The organism is Niastella sp. OAS944, assembly GCA_024809215.1.
Taxonomy (GTDB): domain Bacteria; phylum Bacteroidota; class Bacteroidia; order Chitinophagales; family Chitinophagaceae; genus Niastella.
Window position 1 is genome coordinate 683172 of the sequence record JANUBW010000002.1, and the last position, 25794, is coordinate 708965.

Here is a 25794-nt window from a genome sequence, read left to right on the forward strand (position 1 = left end):
CCCTACTTGTTATGGTAATTGATTTCACGATCGGGTTTGGGCATTAGGTACCTGGTGGTTGAACCCGTATAGCCGGCAGCGCACCAGGCAGCAGGCAGCGAGGTTACATTGTAGCGTTTGTAGGTGAAGAAGGTTTGTCCTTCGGCATAAAACTCACGCACATATTCCCTGATCATTTTATTTCTGCGGTCGGCTTCCCAGCCGGCTGTACTAAAACCGGCGGTAAACGGAATGCCTTTCTTACTACAATAAAAACGGTAATAGTTCTCTGCATCCGTTTTTGTAAGCGCCGTTTCGGTTAATATCAGGTACATTTCGCTCAGGCGAAGCAATGGCACCTGGTTATTAGGCTCCTGGTCTTTATCCTTTTGCAAATACTTTTTGTATTTAACAAAGTTGATTTGACCCGTAGTGGTTTTATACGACCACATACCCACCCATCGTATATCGGTTGTTCTTTCAACTACCGGGAACAGGTTATTGAGGTAATAAAAATTATCTGTTACAGCAAAATCCTGGCGCCCCAGTTGTCCGGTTTCACCAAAAATGCTTTCATACGAAAGGTTTAAATTATTGTAGCTGACCGCAGCAATATGCTCAGGTGTGAACGAATAATCTGTCATTGCAACATCCGCAGATGTCGCCAGCCTGTAGGTAGCATTGCCCTTGCGGTCTTTGGCATCAATGACCATTTGCGCATATTTAATGGCATTCTGCCGGTTGGCCTCACCCCTTGGCACCAGCCAGTTATAAACCCGCGCCTTAAGCGCCAACACCGCATTATAGTTCATTCGTACCTGGCGATAATTATAATAATCGTCAGTTACCAGCGGTTGAACCGTAATTGCATTTTTACTGATATTGAGTTCGGCCAGTGAATACTGCGTAATAGGATCAACATCTTTCAATAACAATTCGGCTTCATCAAGATCGGCCAGTACCTGTTTTGCAAAATCATCGTATGTTGAAAGGGCTACGATCTCATTAGATACCTGTGTTACATACGGCAGTATGGGATCGGCCGAAGGTTTATCGGGCATGGGGCCAAATAAACGCAGAATGTCGAAATGCGCAAATGCCCGTATGGTAAGCGCTTCTCCTTTTATGAGTGCATAATTATTATCCTGGAAAATACTTTTTTTGTTATCTATATTCTCAAGAATGCTATTTACATCGGCAATGATCTTATACTCTTTGGCATATATCTTGTCGAGCGCAGGCCGGCCACCGGCATCGGTATAGTTCGCATTGAACAATCCAACGGCTTCGGCATTGAACGTATTTATAATATCCCAGTTACGCGCCAGATATTCAATGGAGCTCCACGTCATGGCGCCGCCATATGCATCGCCGCTTTTCATATCGAGATAAGCGCCGGTAAGCGCATCGCGAAAACCTTTCTGGGTCTTAAAAAGCTCATCTTTAGTTGATACGCCTTCAGGCTGTACATCGAGCCATTTTTTACAGCTGGTTAAAGCCAACACGCCTGATATTAATATAGTGGTTGTTATTTTATTCATGTTCATTTCAATTAAAAGGTTGCATACAGAAAGAAACCTAATTGCCGGGTGAACGGATAGTCGAGTCCACGCTCCTGGCGTACGGTTGACAAATAAAATACCTCACCTGAATTGACAGCAACATTCAACGCTTTCATGTGCATTCTTCTCAGCAGGTTGCGGTTGGTAATATCGTACGACAGGTTTATGTTCTGGCAAAAGAGTGTATTCTCATCCTGCACATAACGGCTTGAGGCATTGATCTTCGACAATTCGTTCAACCCACGGAATGCAGCTTTATCACCAGGCTTTTTCCAACGGTCGGTGAACACGCGTTCATCTACATTGTACCATCTGTCGGCATTTTCAACTTTATCTATCAGTGTCTGGTTGTAGATCTGTCCGCCAAAACGGTAACCAAAAGAAGCGTTGAATGTAAAACCGCCATAACGCAGCAGCGTACTGAAATTACCACGATATTTAGGTTGCGACACACCTACATTAATACGGTCGGCAGGGCTCCAATTGTATGTTACATCCCTAAAGCGGTTCAGGTAAACCTCTTTACCGGTACTGGGGTCAATGCCTAATGAAGGAACCGCATAAATGGTGTTCTGCGATTCACCTACACGAATGATCTTGTTTGGCAAATTGGTAGTGTAATCGGTTTGCAACGCAATTTTATCGTTGGCTGCTTTCAGGGCTTCTGACAGCTTCACAATTTTATCCTGGTTATGGGCTATATTTCCGGTAACCGACCACAAAAAACGGTTGCGATCATTACGCAGAATGGTTACCCGGGCCGTTACTTCCCAACCGCGTTGCTCCAGCTTGCCAATGTTATCTACCACATCGGTAAAACCGTTTGAATAAGGCAGGTCAATGGAAGAAAGCAGGTTGGACGTATATTCCTGGTAATAATCAGCCTGAATGTAAATGCGGTCATTGAACAACTGCGTTTCAAGACCAATATCTTTTTTATCGGTTTGCTGCCATTGCAAATTGCGGTTACCCAGCGTAGTTTGGGTAGCGCCAATCCAGTTCTTATAGCGGTCGTTAATGATATAGGCATAGGTTGACAGCGACTGGTACGCCGAGAACGACTGGTTACCGGTTACCCCAAATGAACCACGCAAACGCAGGCGATCGAGGTAAGGAAGGTCTCTCAGGAATTTTTCCTTGTGCAGGTTCCAACCCGCGCCAATGGAATAAAATGGCGCAAAGCGTTTAGCACTTCCAAACTGTGAAGCGCCATCAACACGGTAGGTAACGTCGGCAAAGTAGCGGTCATCATACACATAGTTTGCAGTACCAACCAAACCCAGGCGACGGCTTTTTGATTCGGAACCGGTGGGGCCAGCGCCCTGTTGATATTGCAGCGCCCGGCCAAAAAAGTCAACCGTTTCATCGGGGAAGCCTTCTGCGGTTATAAAGTAGTTGGTTGTTCTTGTTTCAGTAAGCTCGCTGCTTACACCTACCGTTACACCATGAACGCCGGCAAACAGGTTGTAATAGTTGGCAGAAAAACGGCCAATATAGCTGAAGGCTTTTCCCGTGCTATAAGTATAACTTCCTCTGCGTGCAAATTCAAGACCCGATTGCGAGAACTTTGAATGCGAAGCCGGTTTAAAATTATCACCCGTGCTCTGGTTGCTGGTAATGCTGAAACCGCCATTCAGCGTAAGATGGCTTACCGGGCGATACTCCACCTGGAAGCTCTCGAAGATATTGGTATAGGCCGATTTATTAAAGGTGTTCAACGTAGCATCGAACATCGGATTTGCAATGGCGGTCTGTCCTTTTCCTGACTGTACCCAATATTCACTAAGAAATGGCTTAAAGGTTTGCACGATGTTGCCGTTGGCATCATATGGGCTCCAGTAAGGATTCAGCTTTGCATAATCACCAAATGTGCCCCAGGGAGATTCGTTGCTTTTGGTGCTTCCGATGCGCAGGCTATTAGAAAAGTTCAGTTTATTTAACCGGTAAGAAATGGTAGAAGTACCGTTCACTGTTTCGCGCCCACTGCCTTTCATTACCCCGTTGATGTGGTTGTACTGTCCTTCCAGTGCATAACGGAAAGAGGCATCACCGCCTTCGAGGCGAAGTGAATGGTTTTGATCGACCTGGGTACGCAAGGGTTTGTGTAACCAATCAACATTCAAACCGGCATCAACCAGGCTCAATACCTCGTTATAGTACTTTTCCATTTTAAGGTTATCGGCCGCCGTTTTGGTTGGGTTCTGGTAAAAACCAGACAGTCTTTCCAGTTCCAGTTTATCTTTTGCATTCAGCAGGTGATAACTGCTCAGGTCGGGAAGGCTTACGTTGGCACTTCCTCTGTAACTTAAACTGAGCCTGCCAGCCTGTGGCAGTTTGGTAGTTATTACAATAACGCCGTTGGCGCCCTGTGAACCATATAACGCAGTAGCAGAACCGTCTTTTAACAAAGTGATGTTCTGGATCTCGTTCAGGTTAAGGTCCATCATGCGTTGCATGGTAATGGGAAAACCATCCATAATGATCAATGGGGCATTCAATGTAGCCGCCTGATACTGGTACTGCTGATCGCGCAGCACTTGTTCTTCCCGGCCGTAACTCTGAAACTGATCTATGTTGGGCAGGTTGCGGGTACCGCGCAATTGTATTTCAGGCACCCGGTTGGGATCGGAGCCGATGCTGTTATTGGTTACTATATTAAAAGCGGGATCTATATTACCAATCGTAACAAAAATGTTACGGCCCTGAAATTGTTTGATCTCCTTTTCGGTAATAACACGGGTAGCGCCCGTATAACTTTCTTTGGGTTTATTGAAGATCCCTGTTATTACAACATCGTCCTGTACGGCCGCGGCGCGTACCAGCGGGAGCACAATATTTTCTGTATCATTTTTTACTTTAAAGGTGGTAGTAGCAAAACCTACATAACTTATAACCAGCACATCGCCGGGCTCGGCCAGCAGTTTGAACCGGCCATTGGCATCGGTGGTTGCCATACCCGATCTTCCTTTAATACCGATGGTGGCGCCTGCCAGGGGGTTACCGGCACTATCGGTTATTTGCCCGGTAATGGGCAGCCGTTGCACTTCTTCAACCGGCGCCGCAGGCTCTTCGCGCACCGTTACTGCGGGCGTACCCGCTTTGCGGGTGAGCATAATGGTTTTGCCGCTTATTACATATTCAATCGGCTGGTCTTTTAACACCGCGTTCAGAAAATCGCGCAAGGGCATTTCCTTTACGGTAAAAGAAACCGGCTTCATATCGGCCAGGGTGCCTTTTTTGCTAAACACCACATAGCCGGTTTGTTTTTCAATGGTTGAGAAAACCTGTTTCAGGCTAAGGCCTTTCCCCGACATTGTTACGCTTTGGGCCAGACCGGCTGCATGTACCTGAACCAAAGCCGCAGTTAGTAGAATCATGGTCAATTTCATAACCAGCAGAATTTTGGCGATGTTGCGGCGTCCTGTTCGCTTATGCACCGGCAAAGGGGCATAAGCCGGTTTACCTGTAAAGGCAACCGGGCAGGACAGGCCACAATCAGCAGTTTTTTGCATAAATTGTGAACTGTTTTGGTTGTTAAATAATGATAATAGACACTCATTTGGATCAACCCGAACATCGCCGGAGGTGGTGCAAACACTTCCGGTTTGTTTTTTCAGGTATGTCCATTATTTATTTGTTATAGCACGTATGCACGGCTATTACAAGCTTCGTTACAATTGATTAGTGTGTGTGAAAGGTTTTCAGTGGTCTCTATGGCATCACAATTAGCTTCTTGTCTTCTCTACGAAAATGTATATCTGATTTTTCAAACATGCGCAACAAATCGATTAAGGGAACATCGCGGGTAAGTTTACCTTCAAATTCAATTTTGGGCGCTCCTTTCTCAAAAACAATTTGCACATCATACCAGCGCTCCAGTTCATTGATAATGTCGTTGAACGAAGCCCCGTCAAAAACGAACAACCCGTTTTTCCAGGCCATCACTTTATCTATATCGGCTGCATGGTCAACTTTTAATTTGGTAACACCGTCTGAAATAGATTGCTCACCAGGTTTAAGTATTACAGAATCCTGCTTCCTTTTATAATCTTTTTTCCTGTAATCTTCATAAATATAGAATCCATCATTCACTACTTTCAATGAGCCTTCCAGCAAGGTTGTTTCCACATCTATACCATAACTGTTTACATTGAAATGGGTTCCCAATACTTCTATGCGGGCAAGCCGGGGCCAGCCGCCTTCAGCGGTTTGAGGAAGTTCCATTGTAACAATAAATGGCATGGCGGCATTTTTTGCCACTTCAAAATATGCCTCGCCCCGTATGCTTATCACACGTTCTTTGCCTACGAATGCAGTAGGGAAATGTATTGTGCTGCCGGCGTTCAGCCAAACTTTGGTATCATCGGGCAACGTTATCTGGCACTGACGGCCATAAGGTGTATAAACACTGTTATAAATAATTTTGCCGTTAACTGCACCTGATGCGTCATATGCCAATGCGCCGTCTTTTAATGATACGTGGGTACCGCTTTGATCAGCAACGAAACCATTTTGAAGACTATCAAGATCTACAAATTTTCCATCGGACAGCGCAAGCACCGCCCCGTTTTTACCATAGGGTACAACGGTTGAATTTACGGCAACAGTGGGTGGCGCAGGTTCTTTAATATTTGCTTTCCAGAAATAAACGCCAATACTAAGCCCAATAACAACAGCTGCAGCGGCCCAGCCCCATTTACGCAGGAAGTGCACGCGGTGTGCGGGGCGCGGCTCAACATGTAATTCGGTAACTGTGCCGGTGATCCTTTGCGCGCCACCCTGCAGCCTGTTTTGCCAAAAGGCAATATCATCCGCATTATCGGGCTCAAAAGTTTTTAACTGGTCCTCTATATATGATACAATACTTTCATCGTAATTGCCCGAACGCAACAGGGTAAACAACTGATCAATTTCAGCCTTTGTAGCCTGTTTGGCAGAATACTTCTCCAGTAAACTAATTATATGTTCACTATTTGCAGCCATAGTTAAAATGAGCGTGGGTACACCCATTCGCCTTTAATGACGATTGGCAGAAAGGGAAGTACCAAACGATTTAATAATTATTTAAAAATTATTTTAAGAAAAGGAGAAGAACAAGCACGCCGGTAAAGTCGCCGTGGTCTGCTAAATATGACCTGATGTCGTTTAGCGCCAGGTTTAGCATATTGCGCACGGTGTGCTTGCTGATGTTAAGTTCGGCAGCGATCTCTTCATAGCTGAGCCCCTGTTCGTGGCGCATTTTGTAGATCAGGGCCCGTTGTGCAGGTAATTGTTGAATGGCCTGGCGAACCAATTTTTCACCGTGCTCATAATCCAACTGATCTTGTGTGGTATTGGTATTGGCCTGCTGAAAGTTTTGCACCATGTATTGCTGCAACTTAATTTCGTGTTCGCGGCGTTTGAGATGGTCTTTGGCGCGGTTAGCGATCATGCGATAAACAAAGGCCGGCGGATTATCTATCTCCCCTACTGTTTCGCGTATTGACCACAGTTTTAAAAATGTATCCTGCACAATTTCTTCAGCCCATAATTCGGAGCCCAAAAAACGGGCAACATACACAGCCAGTTTAACGGCATATGCTTCGTAAAACGCTGCAAATGCCTGCGCATCGCCCTGGGCTATACGCTCAAAGATCAGCTTATCACTATGTAATGCTCTATTTTCCAACTCTTTACTATAAATTACGCATACCCTTCTTACCAACTAAGAAGGTTAAAAATAAAAAGAGTTGAGTTCACTTTATACTATTAAAGGGGAAAATCATTTTTAGTGATCCAAAGAATATGACCGGTTGTGTCTTCATAGTCTTTATGTAAAACAAGATCACCTACAGTTTTATAATGGCCGTACGCTAATTTGAAAAAAGACCACACTAAATATGATCAGCCGTTTATATTTCAAATTGATATTTTTATTTGGAACTCTTATTTATAATCTCGATCGCTTTTTCCAGCACTTCATCGCGCCCGGCGGTAAATCCTTTAATAGTTGGATGAACGGTTATATCCGGCACTATGCCCACTCGTTGCGTTTCGCGCTTATCGGGATAATAAACACCAATACCACTGATGCAGGTTGAAATGCCGCCGGGTAAACTAAACCACGAAATATTACCATCGGCACCGGCTGTGGTGCTGCCTATTACTTTAGCCCCCGGCGCCGCCCTGTATGCCATAGCTGAATACTCTGCCTGGCTTTGGGTTTGTTCATTTACCAGTATCACCACTTTTCCTTTATAATAATCGGGGTTCTCTTTTTCACTTATATTTAAATTTGTGTTGAAATAAAAATAACCCGGGTTGGCCATACTGCCGGTGGTAAAATTAACAAATGGAGTGGTTGTAGGCATAAGGTAACCGCCCAGTATAAACACCACCCAATCTGATGGGTAGCAACGAAGATCAATGATAAGACCTTTTGTTTTTAAAAAGCCGGGCATCACATTAGCGAAATAATTTTTCTTAATAGTGCCCAAATACATATAAGCGATATCGGGTGTTACGTATTTGAAACAGGTATCTTTTATTTCATAATTAGCATGCACCTGTTGCCGCGGGTAGCAGCTTATCTTAACGGTGCCGGTTGCTTTTCCACGTTGGTACGTAAGGCTCATTGTACTGTCGGCCCCTCTTAACAGGTCATTGGCTATGTTCCTTAATTTGGTAGCATAATTGGAAGCGGGTGTTATGGCCAGCCGTGATTTAATAAGATCTTCCACGCTTACGCCATTTACAGCGGTAATTATATCGCCCTTTTCCAAACCTGTTGAGCGCCCTTCCACCTCCATCAGGTAACGGGTTACCACCGCTTTGTTTTCAATAAATGCTACCTGAACAGGCGCATAATAGATGCCCTTAAATTTTTCCAGGGCCGGCGAAGAGCCATAGATATTGGCATGGGTATCGTTCACTCTTGTTATCAGTGACAAAAGCGCCAGGGCATATTCCTGCTCATTAGATGCATTTACAAAGGCTGGAATAAATTCAGCCAATACCTTTTTCCAATCTTCTTCTATAAGGTGTTTATAAGGAAAGAAATACTGAATGATATTCCAGTAACGGTATAATGCCAGTAATCGAAAACCGGCGTCGGGGTAGCGTATAGGATTATAGGCTTTTTCATTTTTAAATTCGGGATTACCTATATTGTCTACCATACCTATGTAATAGGCCGGGCCTTCACGTTGCAGGTTTTGCAAACCTGTTAAACGCGCCGATAACTGTTGGCCTAATGTTTTACCATCCTCCATCCATTTCAGATCGGGAACTATCTTTGCCTCAGCCGTTTCTTTTTGTTTTTGTGTAACTGTATCTGTGGCGCCCAGTTGATTTATCCAGGCAAGGAGGACCTCATTTCTTTCCTTATCATTTTTGCATTCCATGATCTTTGGCAATACCCGGAACAACTCATAATCCATGTTGTGCTCGCCTTTGTACACCGCAGGGTGATAATATTTTACATAACCCCATACTTTGCCCAATACAGCCAGGTCGTTTATGCGGCGGGCATCGAGCGGAATGGAGGCGATCTTAGAACCCTTATCAAACTCCTTATCCTCGTCTGCTTTGAATGGTTTAATAATTTTAATTTTTGCCTGGGAAATATCTTTTCCGTCAATAAGCAATTCAAGATCGTCGGCCCAAACTTTACCTGTTCCTATTAACAAACCTGCAATGCTGATCTTTTTACCATCTGCGGGCAGGGGCAATTTTACCGAATACATTGCCCAGTCGCGGGTACCCTGTATATTCCGGCCCTGCATATTATCGAACTGTAAGGTTTTACCATCTTCTCCGTTTATGCGAAGCATAAGCCCCACCTGGCCATCCTTTACATCCTGCAGTTTCAACCAGCCCCGCAGTTCAATTTCTTTCCCTTCATACATGGTTGGTAAGGTATAACCGCAAAAACCAAACGAATTGCCAACCCGGGCGCCTTTTAGCTCCATCATAAGCGAGGCAGTGCCACCATGTTTTTCAACTGTATCAATGGTTACGTTATAGCCAACCCCGGCTCTGCTCCACATTTCGGCAAAACCACTGGCACTATTTATTTTTTCAAACCCTAAATTATATTCAGTTTGTTGGTTGGTGGCCTGGCCATAGGCCATGGCAGCGAATGCGCAAAGCATTGTTAGAATAGGAAAGCTTTTCATATATGTAAGCGGGGATTTAGGCAAACAATTATGCATAATATTAAGCGAATTAGGAATAAGCAGAATGGATATGGAAATATATTTTTAATTTATCCTATCATGAAACCAACACATAGCAATTAACTAACATACCAAAAAATAACGCTCGTATAAACGAAGTTTTCTTTAATTTCCTTTCGCCTTATACCAATAACAATAAAACCTTGGTTTCATGAGAAATTCTACCCCTAATGGGGCTATGCCTGCGGGCCTTCGCCCGGCCCTTATTTGTATGCTTAGTTTTTTGATCTACGCTTCGGGTTATGCGCAAAACAAAGCGCCGGAAGACAAGATAGATCCCGCTTTCCGGTTTACATTTGCGCCCACGGCGCCGGGCGCGCGCCAGGAGCCGAAAACCTTTTCACCAGCTTATAAATTAACGCCCACCAAAGTGGTGGTAACTGCCGGCCGCCCGGCAGAAGACCGGTATGACTGCATCATTTATACGAAAGATGTGGCCACCCTTAAGAGCAAGGGTGTAGTAATTAATTCAGTGCTGCCGCATTTTGTAACAGCCTGGGTTACCCCCGATCAAATAGAACAACTTTCAAAACTGCCTACCGTTAACTATATAGCAGCGCCATCGGTAGATCAGTTGCACAATGACATTGCCGTGGCCAGTACCGGCGCATCACTGTTACACCAGGGCAAACTGAACAATACCGTTTACAAAGGCAAAGGCGTAATTGTCGCCATCTTTGATTCGGGCATCGACTGGAAACACCCCGATTTTCGCGATCCGGATGACCAAACCAAAAGCCGCATCCTGCGCATTTGGGACCAAACCATTACACCAATTGCCGGTGAATCGTCACCTGCCGGCATGGGTTACGGCGTTGAATACACCCAGGCGCAGATCAATGATGAACTGGACGGCACACCTGCCAATTATGTTCGCGAAGCAGATATAAACGGGCATGGTACTCACGTTGCCGGTACAGCCGCCGGTAACGGCATGGCCATACCGCTCACCCGCAAACATGCGGGCATGGCGCCTGAAGCCGACATCGTTGTTATTAAAGGCGGCGACGGTTCATTCAGTACTACCAATATTATCAATGGAATGACCTATTTAAAGAACCTGGCTACAGCACTGGGCAAACCGGTTGTAATGAATATGAGCCTGGGTGGCCAGTATGGCCCCCACGACGGCACCCGTGATTATGAAATAGCGGTTGATAATTTCACCTCTTCAGCAGCGGGCCGGGCCGTGGTGATCTCAGCTGGTAATGATAATGGCGCTAACATTCATACGCAGCTTATTCTTCCCGCTTCCGGTTCGCAAGCAATAACATTTAATGTGCCTGCAGTAACTACAGGTACCGATGTATTTGAATACCGGGTTTATTTGAATGATAACAGCAATGTATCGGCCGCATTTAGTGCACCGGGCACTGGTGCATTAGTAGCCAACGCCGGGCAGTCGGTTACAGCCAACGTGTTGAGCAACGGTTTTTCCATTTATGTTTACAATGTAACAGACCCGGGTAATGGCGACCGTTATATAGATGTTTATGTAAAGCGGGTTGCCGGAACTACCGTTAGCCCCGGCGGTATATGGACGTTGACCCTCACTAATAATACTGCTATCAACCAGCCTCTGCATGGCTGGTTGTACTATAAGAATCCAGACTTTGCTGCCACAACTGTATCCGGCGCCGACAATGAATATTTGGTTGGTTCACCGGGGAACGCCAATTCCGCCATTACCGTTGGCGCGTATGTAGCCCGTCCCAGCTGGTTCACCTACCAGGGCAATGGCGGCTCTTATGGAACGGTAGCCAGAATGGATTCTATTGCCAGCTTCAGCAGTCATGGTCCCCGGCGCGATGGCGTATTGAAACCTGAGATCACCGCCACCGGGCAATATGTTATCTCAGCCCTTTCATCGAACAGCGTACCGCCTCCAAACGATATTATTTATCCGGGCAGGTACCGTAAGAACCAGGGCACCAGTATGAGCTGTCCCGTTGTTACCGGCGCTGTGGCGCTCCTGTTACAAGCCAACCCGGCGGCCACGGTTTCACAATTGCGCAATGCGCTTTTCTCAAATACCGCAACCGATGTAATGACCGCGCAACCAGGCGCTACCCCTAACACTACGTATGGCTATGGCAAGCTGGATATTTTCAAAGCTGCCAGTTCAACGTTTACCTGCGCCCCGGTTGACCGTAAAACCTATCAATACGATGCTTCCACGATAACGAACCAGGACCTATCTGTAACATTGAACACGCAACGCGTGGCGGTTCGCATTACCCCTGATATAAGTGGCAAAGTGGCTGGCGCCTATTATCACCCTTCGTTTACAAAAGCGCCAATAGTTGTGGAAGTGCGCGCCAATAACAGCGGTACGCCCGGCGCCCTGCTGGGCTCCATGAATGTGGCCGACACAGCCCTTTCATTATATACATGGAACTATATTGACCTTAGCAGTTTGAATATCCCCGTTACCAGCGGCGTTGATTATTTTATGGTAATTTACCGCAATCCATCAAGCGCTGTCAACTGGAGCTTCCGCTATGATGCGGTCAATGTTGATCTGCGCACTCTTATTTCAACCAATGGCGGAGCCAGCTGGGGAACCGCTGCACAGGACTATAAAATACGCTCTGTAGTATATACCAACGACCAGCTGGCCGCGGGCCTTGCTATGAACAATACAGAGGACAAAATAAGAATATCGGCCACCAACCTGTTTGTTGATAACACCTGTCAGTTGATAGCACAACTATCTCCTGCCGGCGCCAACCCCATCAGTGATTCGGCTACTGCTAATGTATGGATTGAATCGAGCGTACCACAAGTGGGTGGCAAACCCTTTGTGGCCCGGCATTACCAGTTAACGCCGAAAGTTGATGCAACAACAGCCACAGGCAGAGTAACCTTATACTTTACCCAGGCCGAGTTCGACGCCTTTAATGCAGACCCCAACAGCACCCTTAACCTGCCCACCGGCCCCGCCGATAATGCAGGCAAGGCCAACCTGTTTATAACAAAATATGCAGGCAGCAGCAGCGATGGCAGCGGCTTACCGGCCTCGTATAGTGGCACTCCCATTACTATAAATCCCGATGATAACGACATTGTATGGAACACAACCGCCAATAGATGGGAAGTTAGTTTCACAGTAAGCGGGTTTAGCGGATTTTTCGTTCAAACCGACATTATCGCTCTACCCCTGTATGTTGAAAGCTTTAGTGGTTATCAAAAGGATGCAGCCAACGTGCTTAACTGGAAGATCAGCTGCCAGAACAGCGAGCCGGTATTCGATATTCAAAGAAGCAGCAACGGTGTTAATTACAGCAGCATCGGTTCTACCACTGCAACAAACGGTTGTAACACGACCTTTAATTATAAAGACAAACAACCGTTGTCCGGCAATAATTACTATCGCATTAAGATAAGCGATCATGGTACAGAACATTATACCCGGTCTATCTTATTGCAAATGGATAAAGCGCTGGTAACAACCATTGCCCCCAATGTGATCAACAAAGGAGAAAGCATTCAGGTGAGCCTGGTTGAAACAGAAGGCACCTTACGGGTTATGGATGCCACCGGCAGGTTAATAATTAGCCAGATCCTTACCAAAGGGGCTCAAAGCATAACACTGCCTATAAAAGAAGGTGGTGCTTATTTCTATAACATTCAAAACCACCAGGGCAAGTTAATTACCGGTAAACTGATCGTTCAATAAATAATATTTTTTCACAGTAAAAAGCTAAAAGTGCCATTCCGCAGGTGCGGGATGGCACTTTTATATTATATTCGGCAAATCCTATTTCATGAAATATTTTCAGGGAGTATTATTTATTATAGTTCTGGCAGCAACAACCAGTTGCCGTTCGGTAAAGACCATTCAAACCGCCATCACTAAAAAAGATACCGTAGTAACAGCGCCGGTGGTAACTCCCCGTTTCGATAGCGCTCAACTTATAAGGGAAGTGCTTGACACCCTCAACAAAAACCACATCGACTTCCAAACCTTTACTGCCAAACTGAAAGTGCATTACGAAAGCAGCAGCGACGGCAAGAAATATGATTTTACGGCCAATATCAATATGAAAAAAGACAGCGTACTTTGGATCAATATTTCGGGGCCGTTTGGGGTTGACCTTATGCGCGCCTATATAACCCCCGACAGTGTTAAGGTGCTCGATAAAATTGAAAATACCGTAAGCCTGTGGTCAATTGAATTCCTGCAAAGCAAATTGCACCTGCCAATGACCTTTATCCATTTGCAAAATCTGCTTATCGGCAACCCGGTGTACCTCGATAGTAATTTCACGTCGTTTATAATGGACGAAAAATCGGTTTCACTCATAGGCATGGGCTACATCTTCAAACATTTTCTTACCGTAAGCAAAGGCAACTACATACTTCAGCACAGTAAACTGGACGATATAGAACCAGGCCGGGCCCGCACAGCCGATATTACTTATGGCGATTACCAGATCAAGAACGGGTTCCATTTTGCCACTTACCGCCGCATCACTACTTCAGAAAGAACGAAACTTGATATAGAAATAGAGTATAAACAGTTCGACTTCAACAAACCGGTAAGCATGCCATTTAGGATTCCCCGCGGCTATCGCAGGCTGTAATACACGTCACTTTTACACCTATGCATTACATTTAATCACTATTTGTCAGCCAACGAACGACCGTTCTGGCCCTTTTACCGTAATTATATGTGGTTTTAACGATTATAATTTGCAAGAATACGATATATGATATATATTTACTTATTAGTTAAAATCCAATCCAATAAGAACCATGGCTTTGTTAAGTCTATTCAAAAGAACGCAAGAAGAGGCAGTGTCTTCTTCTTTTGCAAGTGAGACCAACCTCGAGTTAGAAGATTTCCGTTTTTTTTACCTGTACGGCATTTCAAACAATCCCAATCGAACTTCGGGCGATGTTCAGGCCTTCAACAATCTTTACCAAATGGTAATTGGTCGTGTAGGTGGCGTATGTATCGCAAATGCTCTTCACCCGTATTTTACTATTAACAGCAAGGGATTAAGCGTGTGGACCGACAGCTTCATTAAAATGGCGGTCAATAAGAACAAGGAGGAAATGTTCAGCAACATCAAGAACGAACGGGCAGTTTACACAATGGGCGCTTCATCGGCTTTTAAGGAGATGCACGTTTGGCCCGATTCAAGGTTATCTTTCGAAGAAAATCCCGGCTTTAGCAAGTACGTTCCTTTCATCATCCCCTTCCTGGCACTGAAATCGGAACAATCGACCAACTGGGACACAGCCATCAAAACAAGCAAAATAACGAACGGATACGCAACGGAATATCTTGAAGAGGTAACCAACGCTATCCGGTTTTTTATGCCTGCTCCAGCCTTTATACTTGGCTTTGATGAGTTCGACGGCACCAATCCATCAAGTATGATCGACAAATTTGTGAGCTGCAAACCAATGCTGGGCATGCTATAAGGCGTTACTGAAAATATCACTGTACTTATAAGTCATACTTATAGTATGATAGCTGTTTGCGGAGTTTTTCATTATCCGTACCCGTTACTTTTTCTTTAGAATTGTCGGGAAATGATACTTATTGTTTCTTAGCAACCCAGTCATTATAATCCGCATGCTGCTTCAGATCCTGAAAATCGCCAAAATTGGGCGATAGGGCCAGTATTCTCTTTACGATCTGGTATGCCTCTTCTTTACGTTCAAGTTTTAGAAGTATACGTACCTGCGTATCGTAAATGTAATAGTGTTCTTCGCGTTGAATATGGTCTATCCCTTTTTGAACGATGGCCAATGCTTTTTCCAGTTCGCTTTTATCGCTTGCAAGTAAATGCATTTTCCATGCTACCATATTAGCTGCAAAGCGGCTTACCTCTTCATGGAATTTACCCAGGTCGGTAAAATGCCATATCATGGCAGGTACTAACTCAAGCGTGCGCAATCCATGTTGAATGGCAGCCTGGTTTAGCGCCAGCATATCTTCAGCCGAAATACTGCCTGTATGATTGGCAGCAAGGTGATAGTATGCATATGCCTTTCCATAATGGGCATACAGTAAATTGTATTCATCAACCACTTTGCCCGAGCTGAAAAACGCCAGCACTTCATCGTATTTCTTTAACGATTGCTGTAGTTTCTCTTTGTCGCTTTTGGCGCCCATGAGCGCATTGGCCTCTTTTATGGCGGTGTTCATGGCCTGCCATTGCTTTGCATCTTCAGCATCGGCTGTATCATCGGTACGGTTATCCCTGAAGTCGATGGTACAACCCGGCAACTGCTTACCGATCTTTAATCGCTCACTGATGGGCAGTGCATTGTATTGAAGGTTCAGGAATTGCAGACCCTTCAATGCAAAGATCTCCTCAGGTAAACTGGTAAGACCGTTAAATGAAAGGTCGAGCATTTTCAGGTTTTGCAATTGGGAAATACCTTCCAAATGCTCAGGTTTCAGGGCTTCGCGTAACGTACCCTTTTTGCCATCGCCATGTACGATGTTCGGCGCCCTGCCTACTTTTGAGGCCAGTTCTGCCAACCGCTCAGGATCATGCGCCAGGTTCTTTTCCATTTCCTCAAAATCGTTCATCTTAATGAACTTTTCCTTTCGCTCACCATGCCGGTCAAGGTGTAATACTTCTAAACCTGCGATTGAAAAGAACGACTTCAACAAAGTTTGCTTTGGCGTTGGCCTTGTGGTATAGGAGATCAACCCGTTTGCATGCAGGGTTTTCAAATTCTTTAATTGCAACAGATCGGGCAATGAATTCAAATAACACAGGCTCGCATTCAGATTCAACTCTTCGAGGTTTTGCAGGTTGAGGATGCTATCGGGAATGGTAAGGAAAGAATTGCTGCCAATCAGCAACCGCTTCAACCCTGTTAATTGTGTTATTGTTACCGGAAATTCAATAGGGGCTGCCGTGCTGCACTGATAACAATTCAGTTCCTGTAGGTTCTTTAACCCATTGAGTTTTGCCGGCAGGCCAAACCCTGTGTTATAAGAGATGTTCAGTACCTGAAGAGAGCCCAGGTTGTTAAGGCCTTCAGGCAATACCAATCCGCTGTTATGGGAAACATTCAACTGTTTTAAATTAGGCAACAATCCTATTTCATCGGGCATACTTTTCAACCCGCATCTTTCCATTTCCAGTTCCTCAAGGTTCACCAGGTCTTTTATGCCTACGGGTATGCTATCGATGTAGTTATCATTCAATATAAGTTTCTTCAGCGAGGTGAGCTTTGTTAGCGCAACAGGAAATTCTTTCAGCTTTTTTCCGGTAAGGTCTAACTCAGTGATCTCGCTCTGCGCTGCACTCAACTGTTTTATTTCTTCCTCCACTATCAGCCGTGCCGGACGTGCCCCTTTCTTCAGCGGCGATTTTCCGGCCATCAATAATTTAATAAATACAGCGGGTTTTAAGCCACCATCGGTATCAAGGGCCGACGACACAATTACGCGTTCAAAATCTTTCACCGTATAATCGTAGTCAAAAAAATCATCGGCATCGCTATAGTAATTGATCAAAATGGCGCCTTGCGCATCTATCCTTGAACTGTGATTTGAATTTAGCACATAGGGCACCCTTGTTTTTCCTTCAATTACTATACTGCCATCGTTGTAATTTCCATCAAAGGCATAGGTAATATCGGCGTCGCCGGTTATATGAATACATTCATCGTCGCTAAGTAACACGTCGCATTGTACATTACCAAATACTAGTAAAAAAGGGAAACATTCATCAGAAGGATGAATAGCGCCGGCTACAGTAAGGTTGCCGTTCACAAGAATGAGTGCGCTATCAAGGTCGGGATCTGCTCCCAGTTCGTGCACCGTTTTTTCGGCCCATTGCTGGTTCAGATCGCCATCGATAAACGCATTGCCATCGAAGAAAATGATCTTGTCAAATTCAAATTGGTCAAATGGCGGATATTTATTCAGGTCGAACCGGTACTTCATTTCGGGCAAAGTGATAAGCTGTGGTGCTACAGCAGTATCTTTTTGCACATCAAAGCTCCAATTTCGTTTTAGTGCGGAAATATATTCGGCATTGATAATATGCCGGCCTTCATTTATGTATTTATTAAGCGTTCCACTGTCGCTGTAATGATCATTCTTGATCAATTCATCTAACAATGGTTCGGTAGTGTTATAATCGGCTTCTACCCCTTCTATTTTACCGGTATCGATCACCAGACCCTGTACATCGCCGCCAAATTTAAAGTAATGATCTTCGGCAAAAATGGTAACGGCTTCGGTATCGCCTTCTACTACCAGGCTGCCATGATTGTAATAACCATAAATGGTTTGTTCAACCACCAGGTTGCCTTTTATGTAAAATTCGGCGCCGCCTTTATTGATGCTTTTGGCGTTCAGGTTACCGGTAACAAATAAAGTTTCTCCATGATCTATGTCGGGTTGATACAGTACACCGGTAACCGTTAAATTACCAGCTACAATTACGCCATTGGCTTTCGCATTGGCGCAAAGTACCTGCAGATCTACGCTTCCTTCCATTTCTACATCACCTTCATATAACAAATATTTGGCGGTTTTGCCAAACTTGCCCCGGATGCAGGTAAAAAGCTGAAAACGATCGCTGGCTTCCTGTTCTGTGATCAGGTTGTGTTTCGACATTTTTTACAGGGTTGAGATTATATCAGCGCCTTAAACGGAAATAGCGCTTAAATAGTATAAAACGGCTGAAATACACAAGAGGTGTGCCACACTTTTGAAGGATGCTACACCTGTCAAAAAACCTTAATTCAACCACTTTATCAATCCTGTTTGCCTGTACTTTTCGGCAAGCTCCCTTGGCGTTAGTCCATCACCGTTAACTGCCTGCAGTGAGCAGCCGGCATTGCGTAATAATTGAATGGTGTTCTCCATAGGCCCCCTGCTCATAGCAGCCTGGTGCAGTAAAGAGTTTCCTTTTTCATCCCTTAATGCTATCAGCGTCTGTTTGTAATTCTTAAGGAATGGCACCAGCATCTCCTGCTCATTTCGTTTAACCAGGTTGAAGATCAATTCGGGCGTTGACCCAACAATGCGCTGCAACAACCAATGCGGCCGCAGCGAAAAGTAATTCCTGAAAAATTTCCTGCTCTTATTATCACTCGTAAACGAATTGATGATCTTACCGGCTAATTCGGCAGTTATATTTGGTACGAATGCATTAATATAAGGTTTCAACGCCTCTTCCTCATAGGGGTACAACAGGGTGCTCCATCGCTCACCAAGATCCCACAAATGGGCGAAAAAGCGATCGTACTGCCACTCTTCATCTTTCAGGTAAGGTGAAAATCCAAAACCGATCATAGCCAACATTACTTTTTCCTGCAGATCGGTTACTTCGTCGCTTACCTTTAAGCATATTAGAAAATCGTTAAGCGGGTTACTCCGTTCAACCGGTGTACTCACTATCCAGGGAAATATTCTATAACAACATTCATATTGTTGCCGGTATTTAAGCCTCCAATCGACAGTTAATCCCATTCCCAGGTAACGGCATAACCAGTCACTGCTAACAGCACCACCATTACCAGCATATGTTTTATTGGTTGCCAGGTTTGCCCCCGCCACAACAGTCATGCGTATTATTTCGGCAACATCATCAAGCGCCGTGTCATCGGTAACAAAGCTGATATTATCAATCAACATGGCAATGTTGTAAGGGCCTAACTCATAGGGATCAAGTGTAGCGGCCGATGCCCCCTGATCAATAAGCGTTTTCAGCGATCGCTTTATTGGTGCCAGCTCTTTGGGACCATTACTCAACATTATATGTCCGATGCTTTGAAAAACAGCCCTGAATTCTTCGTCAAGCTCAAAGTGATCTTTTTCGGGAACTGCATTTCTTACAAGTTGCCATGCCGCCTTGTCTCTATTTAATCTCCTTATTTCTTCCGACATTTCCTGCTGTACCTGTAAAAAGGTCTTCATAGGAAATGTATGCTCAGACAATTTATTTCTTTTCATCTTTATTCAATTTACATCCAGTTGCCCTGGTTCGAATGCATACAGGCGCTTAAAGGACTTTATATTCTCGCTTAGCATAATGCCACACAAAATATTGTTTTACTTCAGACTTTCATACTTTATAAAGCATTTGATAACAAAAACTTTGACACTTGATGGCTTGCAAATTTCAATCAGGTAATTACATTTGCAGTATTAAAATCTCTTTATAAAATACCAGTTACTTCACAGGCAAAGCTTTCAGGGCTTTTGTGTCTCCGGGCTTCATCATCACTGAGCACGGCATTTTATTCTATTATGAAATTTTATAAAGAGATCATATGCACACACAATACCCAATCGCCATAATAGGCGGTACCGGCAAATCGGGTCAATACCTCATTAAACAATTAATAGCACAGGGATTTTCATTTAAACTTCTCTTACGCAATCCTGATAAGTTTGCATTACATCATAAACAAGTTGAAGTGATCAAAGGCAATGTCACCGATGAATATGCGGTGCATACCCTTATTGAAGAATGTACGGCCGTGATAAGTACGCTGGGGCTGGGCATACCGGCCAGCGAGCCCACTATTTTCAGCCAGTCAACCAGGCATATTATAAAAGCCATGAAAGCCTGCGGCATAAGCAGGTATATTGTCACCACCGGTTTAAATGTAGATACGCCCTTTGATCGTAAAGGCGCACAAACTACTATGGCAACCGAGTGGATGAAAAACACCTACCCGGTATCAACAGCCAATAAACAACAGGAATATGAACTGTTGGTAAACAGTAATATTAACTGGACGTTGGTGCGTTTGCCATTAATTGAGCAAACCGATGAACTGCGGCCCATACTGGTTAATGAAACAGATTGCCCCGGCACGGCCATCAGCGCTACCAGCCTGGCGCACTTTCTTATAGAACAGCTTTCCGCAGAAAGCTGGTTGCGAAAGAGCCCGTTCATTGCTAATGGTTAATATTTACAGGTGTGCCCTCTGCCAGGGCACACCTATCTATACAAACTAAGTATTAACCAATAAAACAACATTTTTCACTACACACAGCCGCCCTACTCTTTGCCAGACGCGTTAAATTTACCGTATACTTAATCTGAATTATGAAATGTAGAGGCTGACCATGAGAACGACCGGTACCCATATAATAGTGTTTGTTTTTGTGCTGCTATGTATGACAGCATTCACTGCCAGTGCACAGGTGCGATATGTATTTCGCAACAGCACAAAGATCTCCGGCACCGATCGTAAAGTGGGCGCTCTATACCGTTTTCCCAATGTTCGCACCAATACAGATGCCCTTGTAAGTATTACAGCCATTACCGGCGGCATAACCCTCACCAAATTAGATGGCACTTCTTCAGGTTTCGATGAAGCGCTTCAACCAGAGATCTCCATCCCGGCCCACTCAAACGGATATGTTGAATTCACTATTACATTTGTTACTGCCGGCACTACAACACCAGCCCTGCAGGCAGAAGTACCCATAACACCAATAGATGTAGATGGCGAATTAAATAAAGTATACGAGTTTGATGAAATATTCCTTTCAAGCAGTGGATATGTTGATTACAATTTGCTCGGCAACGCCCTCCAATTAAATTATCTTTCCACCAACCTGGTGCAAGGTATCAATACAGCCGGCATCACCTATAACGGAATTGACACCAGTGCCAGACAGGTTATGTTCTCGGTAGTAAATGCCAATGTAAGCGCTGTTGTTCTTCGCGTGGGAGCTAATAATCCATCGGGCCAATCGCAGGACAGATTGAGAAGCATTTATTTTCAAAAATTCATTTACCCCAACAGCGTGCTCGACATGCCTGTTACAACGCCTGCAGGGAACAATAACAGTATCACTAATACGCCCACCTTTAAAGTTTACCCAACCATCTTCAACAATACAGTAAGACTAAACTACAACGCACAAACATCGGGTATTGCGCATGTGCGACTGGTTAACTACGCAGGTTTTATTGTAAAACAGCAGTCGCTTACTGTAGACGCAGGCAACAATAAATTCACTATCCACAATTGGGGCAATATTCCCACAGGCAATTACATCGCCATCATTACACAAAATAATACCACCCGCCAGCAAAAGCTGATAAAGCAATAGGCGATGGCATTTTTTTTGATCGTAATATATTATCTGTAGATACCTGGTCCGTATAAAGGTATTAACTTATGACATCCGTCAATAAAACTCCTTAGGAAATTCATTTACTCCGGCCTTTTGATGATATAATTGCTCAATCGGGGCAACACAACAGAAAAACATTGTTCAAACAATGTGAACATATCTCATTGCTTTGACACCTATAGAAAAACCAAGAATACGCAACAGTGAGTTTCCCTGGACTCACTGTTGTTGTTTTACAAATTCCCCTTTATATTGTTGGATTGAACCAGGTCCCACTGGTTGCCATATAGGTCTGCAAAAACAGCTACGATGCCATACTCTTCTTCTTTAGGCGGGCGAACGAAATGCACTTCCTTTTCAAGTAGTTTATTATAATCGCGCCAGAAATCATCGGTGAACAGGAAAAGAAACACCCGGCCGCCGGTTTGATTTCCTACACTGGCCAGTTGTTGATCATTGGCGGCTTTAGCCAGTAACAGGCAACATTCTTTAGCGCCGGGCGGCGCCACCAATACCCATCTTTTTACTTCCGATTGCCAGGTATCTTCCAGCAATGTAAAGCCAAGCTTTTCGGTATAAAACTGAATAGCTTCATCATAGTCTTTAACTACAAGTGCAATGTGAGCAATGCGTTGGTACATGGTAATAGATCTGTTTAAAACAAATGTACTGGTTGTTCACATACAAAAGGTAGTCATTCACATACAAAGGAGTTCTTACAGCCTGTAAGACACTTATGTTTGCACAGCTATCAATCGAAAATAAATAGGGACGTTTAAATAGAGAAAGCAACAACAAATAGGGCCCCCGACTCATCGGGGGCCATTGCTATTTGATTAATCAAGCCTTAACCATTTATGAAAACTATCAGGGTAGAAAAACTTACTGTTTGCCAGCCTTACTGGTAATATGGTTCATGAGCTTGGTTGCCACATTTAATGCCGGACCGGCCATAGGATCACTAAATAATATATTTGATCTTGCTTCGCCAAAATACAAACCGTCAGACACCAGGAAGGTAACCCTGGTATTCCCTTTTACCGGGTGTGGTTCCCTTGGTTTATCCCAGGGCCCAATGCGGTTGACTATCTTTAAACTATGTTCAAAAAGTTTGTTAGTGAGGTCAATAGCCTGTTCATCATCCGTTGTTTCCCAAATTACCATTTTAGCACTATGGTTTATATAACGTGCTGTTCCATCAACAAACGAGGCCAGCACATCCAACCCTTCTTCCAGATGCACTTCAACAATAACCGCCATCAATTCTTTTTTCTGTGGTAATATACCCGCAGCAAGTAATCTGTTACAGGCAAGTAATTTCACCCGCGGATCGATCCCTTCTCCGCCGGCAATCTTTTGCAGGTCCGATTCCGCAATGGCAGGCGCTAATAAAATATCGAACGGATAAGTATATGGTTTTTCAGTAAGCTCCTGAAACAAACCAGCATTGTCGCAAAAAACCAGGTTATAAATTATATTGGCCGATTCATCGCTGTAAGGAAGGTCTATCGTAGCATTGCCTGTCATAGGGGATTTGGGTATTTTACTCGGTTACTCGCGTTTAACATTCTGTAAAAACGTAATTAGTCCGTCTATAGTACAGGGCAAGAAATATTTTTTAGCAGGGGGAAACAAAGGTGGCGCATGAATAAACATACGCAACAATTCATAAAGGGCAGGTAAAACCAGCACTTATATTTCCAGTGGCGCCTTACCCGTTAAACTGCGGGCATCTTTACAAAAATGAGAGAAATCGGTATAACCATGATCGGCGTAGTTGAAGTCGTAACCAAAAGTTCGGTAAGCCTGTAAGGCCCCTTTAAACCTGATTACCTTTTGACAATACTTGGCGAAACACCTGTTTGTTCAATAAAATACCGCCGCAACGAAGCATAGGTTATATGATGTTTGCTGCATAATGCCTGAAGGCCTTCAGGCTGACAGTATTGTGCATTCGAAAAAACATGTATGAACAGGTCAACATACTGTTGCCTGTACCCTGCAGTAAATGGATAAAATTGTTTTATCAGGTATGCTTCAAAATAACCGACCCTTTGCCGGAATGAAGGCAGTGTCACAAACTGAGCAACTGAAAACCGGTGAAAATCCCTATCGAGGGGCACCTGGTTATCCTGAATACTTTGGGGTGAAAAAGGGAACAGCTGCGTAAAACCGCCGGGGTGTAGTTTGGCATAGAATCGTTTACTGCCGGGCGAATAGGAACCAGTAATACATTGGGTAAGATGTCCCAGTAGCCGGATGTCTTTACCAGCCATAAGATCGATAGCTATTAGTGTGTTAACGGCAGGTAAACCAGTTATACTTACAGGGGCAGATGAGCAGGTGGCGTCAACTTCAAAATAATAGGCAATGAGTTTTGCCAGCGCTGGTTGTGGCCAGGCAATACGCAAAAAGGAAGTGCAATCATTTTCAAATACAACTTTGCTCATATTACAACAAACCTTCTTCCATTTTATTCAGTAGTTCAAGTCCGAACCCCGCAATAAAGAACCGCTCTTTTTTATTGTTGAGCAGTTGCTGGGTCCAGTCTACAAAGCCTCCATCGGCAATTTCAAAATGGCCCTGCTTCACTGTTATATCAGCCTTGAACTGAAGACCCTTGTAATAATTATTCTTTCCGGGGTTATCGTCTTCTGTTACTTCAAGGTTGGGGAAGCTGTTATGAAGATGATTTAAAACGGCAGGAATAAAATGGGCGGCATACCCCTCCCGCTGTTGCAATCTGAAGCGCACTTTACCGGTGTTGAATACATTTGTCAACAGATCGCCAATCGCTTTAAAATGATCGCCCAGCGCCTCTTTTTCAAATTGAAAATTACCTGTATCTACACCCGACGAAACCATACAACCGATGGTAAAATGCGGCGAGAAGCCTTTTATAATGAACTCCTGCGCCCGTACATGCCGTTGCACGGTGCAGTACCTGATATGTTCAGTTGAAGGCTGGCTCTTTTGTTTCTTTTTCTGGCTACTGATATACAGCGCCAGTGCATTGGTAGCATCTGATAACACCTCACAGTTGCGCAGGGCCGAAACCACTTTATGCTGGCTTACCGTTGCCACTACCGAACTGGCGCCCAGCTGGCTAAGCGGCGATAATTGCAAAGGAACAAACCCATGCCCCTGCAAACAGGTAAGTGTTGCCAGCGATTGCTGTAACAGGTGTATACAATCGGTTTCGGCCGGTTGTACAAAGCGGTTCTGCTCATATTGCTTTAACAGTTCTGGTGCCGTTAATTGCTTTGCCCGGCGCTCAAACACTTCAAGCAACAGTGAATTACAATCAGCGCCCGACAATGCCGCTAACTGATCGATCAACTGCGCATTACCTGCACGTTGTGCTATTTTGTTTCCGATCTTTTCCGCCATCAGCTTTTTATTTTTGCCATTAATATATCATCTATGAATACCTTATTCTTGACAGCCCCTTTTTTTCGTATGCCTTCTATTATAAAACCATTTTTCAGCAAGGCTTTTTGAGATGCCTGGTTATGGGCAAATACATGTGCGAATATTCGAACTACCGGCAGCTGGCTAAATGCATACTGGCAGGTAAGCGCTATGGCTTCGGTCATAATACCGCGCTGGCGAAAGGCCGTGCCCAGCCAAAATCCTATTTCGGCAGAATGCCGGTAAATATCATTTTGAAGGGTTAAACTAATAACGCCCGTCAGGATATTATTTTCAAAAATACCCCAACTTTGTAAATGCGTATCTTTTAACGTAATTTGTATGAATTCCTGCGCATGAGCAAGCGTATACGGGTGCGGGAAAACATCCCGCAAAAACGCCACAATAGAAGCATCGTTGGCAATAGCAGCAAGGGCCGCTGCATCGGCCGGCGTCAAAGACCTCAAAGCGATGCCATGCCGGCCAGTAATTTCTACCTGTTGTTCCATATGCAATTTTAGCCAATATCAGCCATCCT

At 44.4% G+C, this 25794-nt stretch carries 17 protein-coding genes; 5 read left to right on the top strand and 12 right to left on the bottom strand.

Translation table 11 applies throughout. From position 1 onward, the window contains the following. Positions 1-2 precede the first annotated feature (2 nt). From GGD38_RS13380 to GGD38_RS13400, 5 genes are all read right to left on the bottom strand, one after another. Positions 3-1520, bottom strand: a complete 1518-nt coding sequence (locus GGD38_RS13380) for a RagB/SusD family nutrient uptake outer membrane protein (RefSeq protein WP_375300333.1) — start codon at positions 1518-1520, stop codon at positions 3-5. A gap of 11 nt (positions 1521-1531) precedes the next feature. After that, on the bottom strand, positions 1532-5053 hold the full coding sequence (locus GGD38_RS13385) for a SusC/RagA family TonB-linked outer membrane protein (RefSeq protein WP_375300332.1): 3522 nt from the start codon (positions 5051-5053) through the stop codon (positions 1532-1534). A 199-nt stretch (positions 5054-5252) separates the two neighbouring features. Beyond that, positions 5253-6524 carry a FecR family protein gene (locus GGD38_RS13390; RefSeq protein ID WP_375300331.1) on the bottom strand — a complete coding sequence of 424 codons (1272 nt, stop codon included), beginning with the start codon at positions 6522-6524 and terminating at the stop codon, positions 5253-5255. Between the two features lie 88 nt (positions 6525-6612). Continuing rightward, on the bottom strand, positions 6613-7209 hold the full coding sequence (locus GGD38_RS13395; protein ID WP_375300330.1) for an RNA polymerase sigma-70 factor: 597 nt from the start codon (positions 7207-7209) through the stop codon (positions 6613-6615). 244 nt (positions 7210-7453) lie between these two features. Further along, complete coding sequence (locus GGD38_RS13400) at positions 7454-9697, bottom strand: S41 family peptidase (protein WP_375300329.1); 2244 nt, start codon at positions 9695-9697, stop codon at positions 7454-7456. 211 nt (positions 9698-9908) lie between these two features. On the opposite strand from GGD38_RS13400, the gene GGD38_RS13405 reads away from it, so the two are divergent. From GGD38_RS13405 to GGD38_RS13415, 3 genes are all read left to right on the top strand, one after another. Then, a complete protein-coding gene (locus GGD38_RS13405; RefSeq protein ID WP_375300328.1) occupies positions 9909-13436 on the top strand; it encodes a S8 family peptidase in 3528 nt (1175 codons plus the stop codon). A gap of 88 nt (positions 13437-13524) precedes the next feature. After that, positions 13525-14343, top strand: a complete 819-nt coding sequence (locus tag GGD38_RS13410; RefSeq protein WP_375300327.1) for a DUF4292 domain-containing protein — start codon at positions 13525-13527, stop codon at positions 14341-14343. A gap of 172 nt (positions 14344-14515) precedes the next feature. Next, positions 14516-15190 carry a hypothetical protein gene (locus GGD38_RS13415; RefSeq protein WP_375300326.1) on the top strand — a complete coding sequence of 225 codons (675 nt, stop codon included), beginning with the start codon at positions 14516-14518 and terminating at the stop codon, positions 15188-15190. Between the two features lie 118 nt (positions 15191-15308). Here GGD38_RS13415 and GGD38_RS13420 read toward each other — a convergent pair whose 3' ends face one another. Beyond that, positions 15309-18359 (bottom strand): leucine-rich repeat domain-containing protein, encoded by a 3051-nt coding sequence (locus GGD38_RS13420; RefSeq protein ID WP_375300325.1) that lies wholly within the window; start codon positions 18357-18359, stop codon positions 15309-15311. 123 nt (positions 18360-18482) lie between these two features. After that, positions 18483-19700, bottom strand: a complete 1218-nt coding sequence (locus GGD38_RS13425) for a hypothetical protein (RefSeq protein ID WP_375300324.1) — start codon at positions 19698-19700, stop codon at positions 18483-18485. Between the two features lie 320 nt (positions 19701-20020). Here GGD38_RS13425 and GGD38_RS13430 point away from each other — a divergent pair, with 320 nt between their 5' ends. Beyond that, positions 20021-20665, top strand: coding sequence for an NAD(P)-dependent oxidoreductase (locus GGD38_RS13430; protein WP_375300323.1), 645 nt, complete (start codon positions 20021-20023; stop codon positions 20663-20665). A gap of 160 nt (positions 20666-20825) precedes the next feature. Further along, positions 20826-21821, top strand: a complete 996-nt coding sequence (locus GGD38_RS13435) for a T9SS type A sorting domain-containing protein (protein ID WP_375300322.1) — start codon at positions 20826-20828, stop codon at positions 21819-21821. Between the two features lie 257 nt (positions 21822-22078). On the opposite strand, the gene GGD38_RS13440 is transcribed toward GGD38_RS13435, so the two are convergent. The 5 genes from GGD38_RS13440 to GGD38_RS13460 form a co-directional block, all read right to left on the bottom strand. Next, a complete protein-coding gene (locus GGD38_RS13440) occupies positions 22079-22486 on the bottom strand; it encodes a VOC family protein (RefSeq protein WP_375300321.1) in 408 nt (135 codons plus the stop codon). 241 nt (positions 22487-22727) lie between these two features. Further along, a complete protein-coding gene (locus GGD38_RS13445; RefSeq protein WP_375300320.1) occupies positions 22728-23372 on the bottom strand; it encodes a hypothetical protein in 645 nt (214 codons plus the stop codon). Between the two features lie 302 nt (positions 23373-23674). After that, positions 23675-24295 carry a hypothetical protein gene (locus GGD38_RS13450; RefSeq protein WP_375300319.1) on the bottom strand — a complete coding sequence of 207 codons (621 nt, stop codon included), beginning with the start codon at positions 24293-24295 and terminating at the stop codon, positions 23675-23677. A 1-nt stretch (position 24296) separates the two neighbouring features. Then, entirely contained in the window at positions 24297-25235 is a 939-nt protein-coding gene (locus GGD38_RS13455; protein ID WP_375300318.1) for a hypothetical protein, read from the bottom strand. Continuing rightward, a complete protein-coding gene (locus tag GGD38_RS13460) occupies positions 25235-25765 on the bottom strand; it encodes a GNAT family N-acetyltransferase (protein ID WP_375300317.1) in 531 nt (176 codons plus the stop codon). Before GGD38_RS13460 ends, GGD38_RS13455 begins: the two co-directional genes overlap by 1 nt. Between the last annotated feature and the right edge of the window lie 29 nt (positions 25766-25794).